10 protein-coding genes are annotated in these 10869 nt (G+C 67.7%); 6 read left to right on the top strand and 4 right to left on the bottom strand.

From position 1 onward, the window contains the following. Window positions 1–167: 167 nt before the first annotated feature. Window positions 168–752, top strand: coding sequence for a peptidase inhibitor family I36 protein (locus N4G70_RS37300; RefSeq protein ID WP_399038056.1), 585 nt, complete (start codon window positions 168–170; stop codon window positions 750–752). A gap of 330 nt (window positions 753–1082) precedes the next feature. Here the strand turns inward: N4G70_RS37300 and N4G70_RS36135 are convergent, their stop codons facing one another. Next, window positions 1083–2282 (bottom strand): PP2C family protein-serine/threonine phosphatase, encoded by a 1200-nt coding sequence (locus N4G70_RS36135; protein WP_261717024.1) that lies wholly within the window; start codon window positions 2280–2282, stop codon window positions 1083–1085. A gap of 733 nt (window positions 2283–3015) precedes the next feature. On the opposite strand from N4G70_RS36135, the gene N4G70_RS36130 reads away from it, so the two are divergent. Both N4G70_RS36130 and N4G70_RS36125 read left to right on the top strand, forming a co-directional pair. Next, a complete protein-coding gene (locus tag N4G70_RS36130) occupies window positions 3016–3177 on the top strand; it encodes a hypothetical protein (RefSeq protein ID WP_261717023.1) in 162 nt (53 codons plus the stop codon). A gap of 416 nt (window positions 3178–3593) precedes the next feature. Continuing rightward, window positions 3594–4478, top strand: coding sequence for a hypothetical protein (locus tag N4G70_RS36125; protein WP_261717022.1), 885 nt, complete (start codon window positions 3594–3596; stop codon window positions 4476–4478). A 370-nt stretch (window positions 4479–4848) separates the two neighbouring features. Here N4G70_RS36125 and N4G70_RS36120 read toward each other — a convergent pair whose 3' ends face one another. After that, a complete protein-coding gene (locus N4G70_RS36120; RefSeq protein ID WP_261717021.1) occupies window positions 4849–5178 on the bottom strand; it encodes a hypothetical protein in 330 nt (109 codons plus the stop codon). A gap of 311 nt (window positions 5179–5489) precedes the next feature. Between N4G70_RS36120 and N4G70_RS36115 the strand changes: the two genes are divergently transcribed. Continuing rightward, window positions 5490–7364: a UvrD-helicase domain-containing protein gene (locus N4G70_RS36115; RefSeq protein WP_399038052.1), complete on the top strand. Its 1875-nt coding sequence runs from the start codon at window positions 5490–5492 to the stop codon at window positions 7362–7364. Between the two features lie 74 nt (window positions 7365–7438). Here the strand turns inward: N4G70_RS36115 and N4G70_RS36110 are convergent, their stop codons facing one another. Further along, a complete protein-coding gene (locus N4G70_RS36110) occupies window positions 7439–8545 on the bottom strand; it encodes a DUF6083 domain-containing protein (protein ID WP_261717020.1) in 1107 nt (368 codons plus the stop codon). A gap of 342 nt (window positions 8546–8887) precedes the next feature. Between N4G70_RS36110 and N4G70_RS36105 the strand changes: the two genes are divergently transcribed. Beyond that, the gene (locus N4G70_RS36105; protein ID WP_261717019.1) at window positions 8888–9079 is read left to right on the top strand and encodes a hypothetical protein; all 192 of its coding nucleotides are present in this window, start codon (window positions 8888–8890) and stop codon (window positions 9077–9079) included. An 87-nt stretch (window positions 9080–9166) separates the two neighbouring features. After that, window positions 9167–10264, top strand: coding sequence for an IS630 family transposase (locus tag N4G70_RS36100; protein ID WP_261717018.1), 1098 nt, complete (start codon window positions 9167–9169; stop codon window positions 10262–10264). A 42-nt stretch (window positions 10265–10306) separates the two neighbouring features. On the opposite strand, the gene N4G70_RS36095 is transcribed toward N4G70_RS36100, so the two are convergent. Next, window positions 10307–10837 (bottom strand): GNAT family N-acetyltransferase, encoded by a 531-nt coding sequence (locus tag N4G70_RS36095; protein WP_261717017.1) that lies wholly within the window; start codon window positions 10835–10837, stop codon window positions 10307–10309. Window positions 10838–10869: the final 32 nt, after the last annotated feature.

Below are 10869 nucleotides of genomic sequence, written 5' to 3'. Positions count from 1 at the left end.
CGTGTCGTCCTTCTTCATCGCGCTGTCTCCTACGTGTGACGTGCCCTGAGGTTCTGGCAGGGCGGATGCGGGAAAGGCTTGAGCGCCGCGTTCAACGTTTGACCGCTTGAGAGAGGGGCCCACCATGGCCGAAGAGACACCTGAACCCGAGCCGACCGACACCGGAGGTGCTACGCCGAAGCACCAGGGCGGGCCGGCGCTGCCGCGCAAGTCGAAGGGTCCGGTCCACTACGCGAAGGATCCGGCGCCCGACTCCAACGGTGGCGGCGGAGGAAGGGACAGTTCCCCCGCTACCGGAGCGGACGTTCCTTTGCCGCCCCGCAAGAAAGCTGGCGGGAACCGCTAGTCCACGGGACAGCAACAGCAGTGCCCGGCCCGATCAGCGGCTGGCCGTCTGCGGGTACCTCTCCCGCTGGCGGTCGGACCATGATCCCGGTGACGCTCCCGCCTCCGCCGATCGGCCTGTCATCTACTCCGGCCGCGACTTCGGGGGCGACAGCATGACGCTCCAGGCCGGCACCTACGACCTCACCAAGCCGGGTGACGTCGGAAACGATGCCGTCAGCTCCGTGAAGGTACCGAGCGGCTGGACGGTCACCCTCTACGCCGACACCGGACTCAAGGGCGCCAGCAAGTCGTTCACCAGCGACGTCTCCTATGTCGGCGACGACTTCGACAACGCCGCCTCCTCGATCAAGGTCAGCAGCACCCGACCCGCCGCTCTCGACCGGTGCACCCCACCGGTGACATGACGTGTCCGCCTTCTTCGACTCCTGCACCCCGGTGTTCATCGAGCTGCCCCCGCCGATGGCATCGGGCGCCGGCGAGTGGCATCCGTCATCGCGGTCGCTGTCTTGACCCTGACCGGCCACGACCCTGCGGCCGCCGCCGTCGGAGTCATCGGCGGTCATCCGCATCGCACGACGACTCTGGCCACCCGCCGCCGACGGCGAGACCGAGGTCCGTCCGAGCCCGCCTGTTGTTGCGGGTGTCGGCGGTGAGCATGTCGGTGACCGGTTGCCTGAGGGCGCCTTTCGCCCTCTCGGATCGGAAGGGTGGAGGGGCCCGGTTCGGTCACCGTTTCACCCTGTCGCGGTTTGTGGGCCGCGCCATTCGCAGAACAGGACGGTTGCGTCGTCCTCCAGTCGACCCTGCTGGTAGTCCATGACGGCGTGCATGAGGCGGCGCAGGGTCTCGTCGAGGGGGAGGTTGTCGGCGTGGTGGCGGATGATGAAGTCGGTGAAGCGTTCGACGCCGAACTCACGATTGTCGGTGCCGCGGGCTTCGGTGATGCCGTCGGTGAACAACAGCAGGCGGTCGCCGGGCTCCAGCTGTTCGGTGCTCTGCTGGATCGGCAGGTTGAAGCCGCTGCCCATCGGTCCGGCCGGCGGGCAGTGGAGTGTGCTGGCCCAGCGGCCGCCGCGGATCAGTACCGGCAGCGGATGGCCGCGGTTGACCCAGCTGAATTTTCCGGTGTCCAGCTCGAGGTCGGCGAGGATGCCGGTGGCGTAGCGGCTGTGTCCGAACTGTTCGACCAGGGTGTCCTCGATGGCCGCGCTGGCGTCGGGGATGGTGGCGCCGTCGCGGCGCCGGCTGCGGCAGGTGGCCATGGCCAGAGCGGTGGTCAGGCCGGCGGACGTGTCGTGGCCCATGGCGTCGAAGACCGCCAGGTGCAGGACATTGTCGGCCACGGCGTACTCGAAGGCGTCCCCGGCCACCTCGTAGGCGGGTTCCATGAAGGCGCTGACCGTGACCCGCCGGTCGGAGAACGTCCGCGGTGGCATCATGCTCCACTGCAGTTCCGCCGGTATCCCCATCGGCCGGACCCGGGTCAGCCGGGCGTGGGAGTCACTGTTGGCGCGCTTGGAGGTCAGCAGCAGCCCGGCCATCGACGCCAGCGCCCGCATGACCTCCTCATCAGGCCTGCCCCCGTCCCCCTTGCCGGGCTCGACGTGCAGGACCCCTAGGCGTTCAGCGCCGTCGCGCACCGGCACCCAGCACGCCCCGCCACGGGCCGGAGCCGTGATCTCCGCCGTCTGATAGGTGCGGCCGGGCAGCGTGCCCTCGATCGCGAACTCCTCGCCGCCTTTCCCGGCACTCAGACCGAGGCCGGTGACCTCACGCAGCACCTCCTCCTGAAGATCCGCCACGAACAGCCGCGCCCCGCCGGCGCCGGCCTCCTTCGCGGCCTCGTCGAGGAGACTGGGCAGCTGCTCGAACGGTGCCGCATGGCTGGCTGCCAGCAGGCCGGTCAGCGCCCGCGCCAGGCCGAGCGCTGTCACGCCCGTCTCCGCAGCCCAGGCCCCAGCCCGCCGCCGACATATCCTTCTTCTGCCATGACCCGTCCCCACCAGGCGCGCGACCACACAGGTCCGCGAATCGATACACGCATACGCCACCGGGAACCACGGGACCCAGGCCCGAAGAAACGACACCGGCACGCCCACCCCGGACCCCTCGACGAGGAGCCGGCCAGGACAGCGATCCCCGCAAGTCTCCCACCCCGCCGGCAGGAGACGTGTACGGAGTGCCACGACTGACCACGCCGTCCGGGTACAGCCGAGGCGGCGACCGTCATCTCCGCCATCACCGTGGCGACCGTTTTCGCGATTCATCCAGTCTCCTCCGCTGCCCTCTCGGGGCGGCTATCTCGAAGGAGCAGCGTGCACAAGCACCCGCCATCTCAAGTACTCAGTCACATCAGTACAGCGACAGCGGTCCAGGACTGTCAGCGGTGGGGCGTACGGTGCGCTCCATGGACCAGGCAGATCTCCCGTACCGCATCACCCTGCGGTTCGCCCCGGACGGGGCGGCCGTCCAGGGGGCCTGGTCGAGCCTGGAGGTCGCGCGGCGCAAGTTCCGTGAACGGATCGGCCTGTACGGCACTCCCGCCTCCACGGCGACGATCCGGCTGTGGGAGCAGTTCACCGACGGGCGTGAGCGAACCGTCGACGAGTCGCTAAGCAATCTGCCTGACACGGGCAGTGTGTTCCGAACCCCGCGGGAGGGGGCGCGATGGCCCTGGCACCAGGGAGGCGACCCCGCGACCCCCGCACCCTCACCGCCGCCGAACGAGCCGCGGCGAGCACCTGGGTCGAGGCGCCGGCCTCCGTCCAGCCCGTCGTACGGACCGGCCGACGCCGCCTCGGAACCGGCCCCGTCGACCCCGGCGGCTGACGACGGCGGTGCTATGGGACGGCCGGTTTCTCCAGGAATGGCCTGCCGAACGACACCTCAAGCGTGGTGAGTTGGTACCGCTGCCGCGTCATGACTGAGCTCCGGCCGCCTACTGCGGCCGGAGCTCAGCTGGTACCCGGGCCCTCAGCCCCAGATCGAGTCACCATCGACGCTCTGGGCGAAGTCCCACCGGGTGTCGCTGTCGCTCTTCATACGCATCCCCTCCCTCACGATTCGAACCTCCCGATCATGCAGGCCGGGCCGTTCAGCCTGCAACACCATTCCCGCTGCGACAGAGGCCAGACTCTGCCGCCTCCTAGTGGGCGGGAAGGGGCAGGTGAGGGGAGACAGCAAGCACTCTTGAGGCAAAAGGACGCCAAGGCGGACTATTGGAGGGGAGCAAGGAGGTCCAGGTCATGCCCGACAAGCGTCCGCGCGGAGCGCAGCCGAACTGGCGGCCCCGACGTGAGACCCAACGGGTCCTTGCCGCGGTTGACGGTGTCCTGGACCTCTACGCCGACTACCTGCCGGTCACCCTTCGGCAGATCTTCTACGTCCTCACCGGTGAAGGCGTGCTCGCCAAGACGCTTCGCGACTACAAGCGGCTCGGTGAGTATGTCGGCATGGCCCGCCGCTCCGGCCGGATCCCGTGGTCGGCGATCCGGGACGACAAACAGGCTGTCGCGGAGGCGCCGCCGTCCTTCATCGGCCCCGGGCACTTCTGGCGGACCGTGGAGGCGATCGCCCGCGACTACCGCGTTGATCGCCAGCACGGTCAGGTTGTGCGGTTGGAACTGTGGTCAGAGACCGAGGGTATGGTTCCCCAACTCGCCCGCGTTGGTGAGGAGTTCGGGATCTCCTGCTACTCAGGGGGCGGATTCGACGGGCTCGCTGGCAAGCACGATGCGGCCGAGCGGGCCATCGCCGGGGGCAAGGAGACGTGCATTCTTCACATCGGGGACTATGACGCGAGTGGTGAATGGATCCTTACCGCGCTCGCCGAGGACGTCACCGCTTTCGCCGCGGGGGGCGGCGCCGAGGTCGAGTTCGTCCGGGTCGCGGTCACCCCCGAGCAGGTCGAGATCTACCAGTTGCCCACCGCCCTGCCGAGCGTTACTGACCGTCGCTCGTTCTCCGGCTCGACCACCACCCAGGCCGAGTCGCTGACGCCTGATGTCCTGGCCGCGATCGTGCGCGAGGCGATCGAGTCCCGCCGTGACATGAACGTCCTCCAGCAGGCGATCGAGCGAGAGCCGGCCGAACGGCAAGCCCTCGTCGACCGGCTGACGGGCATCGGATGAGTCCATTCAGCGAAGCCGTGCCTACACCTGCTGCGTCACATACGATCACCTCGACTGCCTCTGAGCTGCGTCGGGGGAGAAGTGTGACCATCGCTCAGGGCGGCACCAGCCGCAGCGGTGCTGCGTCCTCCGGTGTTCGTCAGACGGTGGGATCGGTCGTGGCCTGGTCTGCGGGGCGGTCGGCGCCTGATGGAGGTCGAAGGGTCCTCCGCGTGCCGACAGCATCGTGGGGTGGCCGGTGGTCTTGAGGACTTGGGCACGGTAACGGAGGCCCGTCCCGTACCTGCGGGGGTCGAGGCCGTGCGGGCGCCGGGCGACGGCGCGGCTGACGCTGGTGGCTCTTCAGCACCTGGCACCCTGCGGCATGCACTCATTGCCAATCCCGTGTCCCGCCCACCTCATCCCCGTCGCGACGAGCAGCGCAGCCTTCAACGCCGAATACCTCAGGGCGAGGGCTGAGCGTGCTGTTTACATCGGCATCGAACGTCGCGGGCGGAGCTGGACGGTGAAGGCCGATGCTCTGCTGGCTGCGCCGGGGCTCGCGGTCGACGCTGCGCAGCTTCAGTCCATTTGGCGTGCCGCCCATCACCTGGTTCGTGCGGGTGTGATTCACCGGTCCTCGGGGCTCGGCTGTGATCACTTCACGCTGAGGGGTGTACGGGAAGAGGAGCAGGCTCGTCTGCTTGCCGCTGCTCTGCATGCCGCGCTGTACGGGGACTTGGCGCCGCTCGACCGTCTCGTCGAGGCCGGCGCCGTGGGGTGGGGCCGGTAAGGGTGGACACGTGCGGGTGACGGGCCCGGACCCGCCCTTCGGGGGCTAAGCGGTGTGGGGCGCCGAAGTGATGCCGTGACGCGGTCTTGAGGGGCTGCCGCATGGAGCGGCCGCCGTGATATAGCACGCTCTGTATTTGTCGGTTGCTGAGTGTGTGTTCCCGAGAGGGGAGCGTGATGGCAAGGAAGCCGAAGGGCAGGCCTGCGCCGCCGTCTCGGGACAGCGCGGCAGAGGATCAGATGGAGCTGTTCGCCGCCGAACCTTCTCCGGTTCCGAGGCGTCCTGCCGCTCCCATGCCGTTGAACAAGAAGCTCAACGGCCTGATCCTTCACATTGTCCGGTTGTCTGGGCGGAGCTACGTCGACGTCAACGTCAGCCTGAACCGCCGTCTCGGCGTGACTACCCGTACCGGTGCCTCCGATGCTCTCCTGGCGCGGGGCATCGCCCTCGCCGAGCAGTACATCGCGCACGTGCTTGCGGCTGACCCACCGGTAGATTTCTCGCCCAAGTCGCCGTCGGCCAGGGCCGCAGGAATGCCGGAGCAGCGCACACGCAACGCCCAGCTTTCAGGGCCAAAGCCGACATGGGAGCAGGACCTTGCCGTCGAGGCGATGGCTGCCGGGGAGCACTTCGTTCTCCAGGCCGGCGCAGGGACGGGCAAGACGACCACGCTGGCGATGCTGGCCTGTGCCGGAACTGCCCGACGCCGCGGGATGTTCCTCGCGTTCAACCGGTCGGTGGTCGATGACGCGGTCCGGAAGTTCCCCTCTCATGTGGAGTGCATGACGGGGCATTCCCTGGCGATGAGGTCGGTCGGCCACCGCTACCGGGAACGCCGTGGCCAGCCGCGGGAACCGAGCTGGAAGGTGGGCGAGCGTCTGGGCATCAATCCCAGGACCCGCCTGCGTCTGGGTGAGCGGACGATCACCCACAAGACGCTCTCCTACCTGGCGTTGGACACTCTCGCCCGGTTCTGTCACTCAGCCGAGGAAGAGATCATCGCCAAGCACGTCCCGCGGCTGCGGGGCCTGGACGACGCCTACAGGGCGGACCTGGCACGCATGGTGCTCCCGTACGCACGCAAGGCGTGGGAGGACGTCCAGGACCCCAAGGGGCGGGCCGTGCGGTTCGACCCCAACCACGGGCTCAAGATCTGGGCCCTGGGCGATCCCCGGATCCGGGCCGATTACCTCCTGCTGGACGAGGCGCAGGACACCAACCCGGTGATGGAGAAGGTGTTCAACGCCCAGCGCGACCACGCCCAGCTGGTCATGGTCGGCGACTCGGCGCAGGCCATCTATGGATGGCGCGGAGCCCGCGACGTTATGACCGGCTTCAACGGGCGTCAGCTGACGCTCTCGCAGTCGTTCCGTTTCGGCCCTGCCCTCGCCGCGGAGGCTAATCGCTGGCTGGCAATCGTGGAATCTCCCCTGCGGCTGACCGGCACTCCCACCATCGACACCCGTATCGGTCCCCTGGAGCGGGAGGCTCAGGCGGTGCTGTGCCGCACCAACGGCGGCGCGATCGCTGAGATCTTCCGCCTGCTCGACCAGGAGCTGCGCGTTGCCCTGGTCGGAGGCAAGGGAGCGCTGTGCGATCTCGCGAAGGCGGCGGGAGACCTGAAGGCGGGGCGCCGCGCGTCCCACCCCGACCTCGTGCTTTTCGAGAGCTGGGACGAGCTCGTCGAGTACGCGACTGACGATCCCGACGGACAGGACCTGTTGGCCCTGGTGGACATCGTGGAGAAGCACGGTGTGGACAAGGTGCTGGACGCGATGAGACGTCTCGATGCCGAGAGCGACGCCGACGTCGTCATCTCCACCGCGCACAAGGCCAAGGGCCGCGAGTGGGACACCGTCCGCATCGCCGGCGACTTCCGTGAACCCGTCAAGCGCGAGCGGGACCTCGACGACAATCCGCTGCCCGGCCCAATCGACCTCGAAGATGCCCGTCTCGCCTACGTCGCCGTCACGCGGGCCCGCCGGCACCTGGACCTCGGCGGTATCTCCTGGATCGAGGCCCACCCCGATGGCCAACCCGGGGGCCGGCCTCTGTACGAGCCGAAACCCTCCACCTCCTCGCCGTGGGACCGGCTCGGCCCCCCGCCCGCCTAAGCCGCTCCGGCCGCGCCGACGCTGGCACACGGCGAGCGGCGGCCTGTCACCACCCGAGCTCTCGTCGGCGGAGCTCAGGCGGGCGAATCCTCCCGGGTAGGGCGGGCTTCGGGTGTCTGGGGCTGGGGCTGGACCTGCCACTTGCGGTGGGTCTGCTCACGGCGAAGAGCGATGGCCGCGCACTTCGCGCAGAGCCATCCGGCTTCCTGCTTGGTGTGGCTGTACTGGCCGCACTGGGCACACTTCGCCCCAGTCCTTGCTGCGACCTGCACGAAGAAGGGACTCGCCGGGCGTTTGCGTGCCTCGCGTGCCATCTCCGGCTCGTCGTAGGTGATGAACTGGCCGTGGCGCCACGTGTCGAACCAGACCCACTCCGGCATCTCCGCCTGCGGGGCTGAGGTGTCGTGATGAGTGGCGCAGGTTTGTGCCTTCCAGCGCATGAAACTCTGCGGGTCGAGCCCGCTCATGTCGTACACCCACATCAGCTGACCGGCCATCAGGGTTTCCTGCCCGCCCCTGCCCGGCGCCGGCGGAATCTCCACCTGAACCCACAACCCCTCGGCGACGTCTTCCATGCAGACCGTCTTCTTGCACCGCTCGCCCGTACTGCTCGCCCGAGCCACGCACTGAATCTGGTCCACCTCGCAGGGGGCGAGCAGCAGCACGTAGTTGTACCGGACCACGTGCCGGATGTTGGATGAGGTCTGAGTAACCTGCTCGACCACGTCGTCCTCGCACACCTCTTTCAAGGGTGCGGGAACGAACTCCCCTTTCTGAATCGACGTGGCCGTGGCCACTTTGTAGCTTCGCCGCAATCCATCCAGCGCCTTCTCGTATTCGTGATGGATGGCGGAGCACACCGCGGGATGCGCAATCCTGCAATAGCTCCCGTCCTCACCGAAATACACCAGCCCGTTGAACACCGACCACCGATAGCGCTCAGGCAGCAGGTGTGAGGGGAATGACTGGAGCAGGAGAGGCAATCGCTCGCGGTTGTCGCCGCGTTCGTACCACTCGATGGGATGGTTGCAGTAGATGCAGCGCTTGGTGGCGCCCGCACGCAGCGTCTTTGAAGCGCTGCTCCGGTGCACCCGCATCGTTCGACCCTGCTCCCAGTTGCCAGAGCCATCGCCGACTGCCATGTCCTTGTACTCCACGTAGACCGAGTTCTCGTCCGCCACGGTGGAGCCCGAGCCGCTCGATAGAAGTGCCTGATCACTTGGCTGGCGCAAGAGAATCCGCAAAAAGAAGGACCGTGCACGTCGCTCCTTGACGGCGCAAATAGACAGTCCGCCATTGCGCCCGGACGGCTACGACACGGGAGCGGCGCGCCAAGGGCTGCTTTCGGTCGGAAACCCTAGGCCGCCGGTGGTGCCTGTGCCCTTCGGCACCATGATCGACGAGTGGATCGGTGAGTGTGAGCGCCGTCTTGCCGACCAGCCCGGCCCCCGGGTACGCCCGAGACCCTTGAGGATTTCGACCAGGCCGGCGTCGCTGGGCAATGCCCTGGATACACCCGCACGGTGACTCCGCGAACCCTCACCCTGCATGCGGTGGACGCCGTTCGGCGCGGGAGCCATGTCTTCCAGATCCGGATGTCGCAGGGCCGGGGCGCCACGTTCACGCCGACCGCGCCCGCACCGGCCGACCCCGTCCCCGGACCGCCTGCCGGGTCGGTCCTCGTGGGCACGGCCCAAACCACGGACGACAGCTAGTGGCTCGGCTCGCATCGTTGGCCGGGTAATCGACCTGCCGCCCGGTGGTCAGCAGACTGTCTTCAGGACCTGATCTTGGAGGTGGTCGTGGGGCGTCGACCAAGTGTGTTCGTCCGGCCGGTCAGCATGGACGAGGGCCGGAGGCTGCAGCGGATCAGCCGGACTGCGAAGGATCCGGTCCGGCTGCGGCGGGCGATCGTGGTGCTGATGTCCGCCCAGGGGCAGGCGGTCAAGGACATCACCTCGCTGATGCAGGTCAGCGAGGACTACGTGCGCGATGTCATCCATGCCTACAACGAGCGGGGGTTCGACGCGCTGGAACCAAAATGGAGCGGGGGACGCCCGAAAACGATCAGTGACCGAGTGCGTGAGCACATCCGTCTGATCGCCCGGACGTCCCCCGCGTACTGGAACATCGGCGCCTTCTCCACCTGGAGCCTGGCCAAGCTCGCCGCTCACCTGGTCGAACTGCAGGTGGTGCCCAGGATCAGCAGAGAAACCCTGCGGCGCATCCTGCGGGAGGGCAAGGTCTCCTGGCAGGCCATGACTACCTGGAAGGCGTCCAACGATCCGGACTTCATAGCCAAGATGCACCGTGTCCTGGCACTGTACGACACACCGCCAGCCGACGGACGGGTGATCTGCGTCGACGAGTTCGGCCCGCTGAACCTGATGCCGCGCAAGGGCAGAGCGTGGCGTCCGGCCGGTAGGCCACGCAGGCTGCGGGCCACCTACAACCGGTACGGCGGTGTGATGCACATGCTCGCCGCGCTCGACCTGGCCACCGGGAAGATCTACTACCGGATCCGCCAGCGCAAGCGGTGGCGCGAGTTCCTCGGCCTGCTCAAGACCCTGCGGGACCGCTGGCCCGGGGAGAAGCTGTATGTGGTGCTGGACAACTTCTCCCCGCACAAGCACGCCGAGGTCCGGACCTGGGCCGCCGACAACGACGTCGAACTGGTCTTCCTGCCGACCTACGGCTCGTGGCTGAACTGGATCGAGTCGGAGTTCGCGGCACTGCGCTACTTCGCCCTCAACGGCACCGACCACCGCACCCATGGCGAGCAGAACTCCGCCATCGCCGCCTACATCCGCTGGCGGAACACCCGCGCAGAACCGAAGGCCACCTTCGCCCCCGACTCATCCATCCGAGCCTGGACCCAGTACCCAACCCGCGCTGCCTGACCGGGTAGCCGGGTGGTTTCACGGGCAGCGGCTTGCTCGCCTTTACCGGGCGAGGGGCGACTTGTCGCTCGCAGCCAGATGACGGGCCAACACGCGGGTGGTGCTGCCGTCGTCCTCTGTGATGTCCCGGACATACTCGAAACCGATTCCGTCCAGCAGGGTCAGTGAGGCCTTGTTCGGTGCAGTTACGGTGGCGTAAACCTTGGTCAGCCCGAGGATGTCGAAGCCATAAGCGACGATCGCATCTGCCACCTCGGTTCCCAGGCCAAACCCCCATGCCGCCGGGGCCAGAGCGTAGATGATCTCGTGGCCTCCAACGACGTCGGTCGGCTTGATCTCGGCATGCCCGACCAGGAGTCCGTCCCTACGAACAGCCCAGATATCGAACAGTTCCTGGGCGTAGACCTTCGTGAAGATCCGCCCGAACAGGGCCCGGTCTGCTGCTTCGGAAGCAGGGCCGTCACCCATCCACTGCGACACCCTGGTGTCCTGGAACAGAGCGACGAAGTCCTCTTCGTCCTCAGGGATGTACGGCTCCAGCAACAGCCGCTCGGTGCGCAGAGTTGGGGTCACAGACGGCGACGCTACCCACGCGGCACTCAGGT

This window comes from Streptomyces sp. ASQP_92 (assembly GCF_025399895.1).
Taxonomy (GTDB): domain Bacteria; phylum Actinomycetota; class Actinomycetes; order Streptomycetales; family Streptomycetaceae; genus Streptomyces.
The sequence above is the reverse complement of the archived record's forward strand: the minus strand, read 5'-3'. Positions and strand labels throughout refer to the sequence as shown.

Bases quoted from the DNA above. Each gene is read 5' to 3' on its own strand.
- N4G70_RS36125 (WP_261717022.1), top strand. From the start codon at position 3,594: ATGCCCGACAAGCGTCCGCGCGGAGCGCAGCCGAACTGGCGGCCCCGA.
- N4G70_RS36130 (WP_261717023.1), top strand. From the start codon at position 3,016: ATGGCCCTGGCACCAGGGAGGCGACCCCGCGACCCCCGCACCCTCACC.
- N4G70_RS36120 (WP_261717021.1), bottom strand. From the start codon at position 5,178: ATGCAGAGCAGCGGCAAGCAGACGAGCCTGCTCCTCTTCCCGTACACC.
- N4G70_RS36115 (WP_399038052.1), top strand. From the start codon at position 5,490: ATGGAGCTGTTCGCCGCCGAACCTTCTCCGGTTCCGAGGCGTCCTGCC.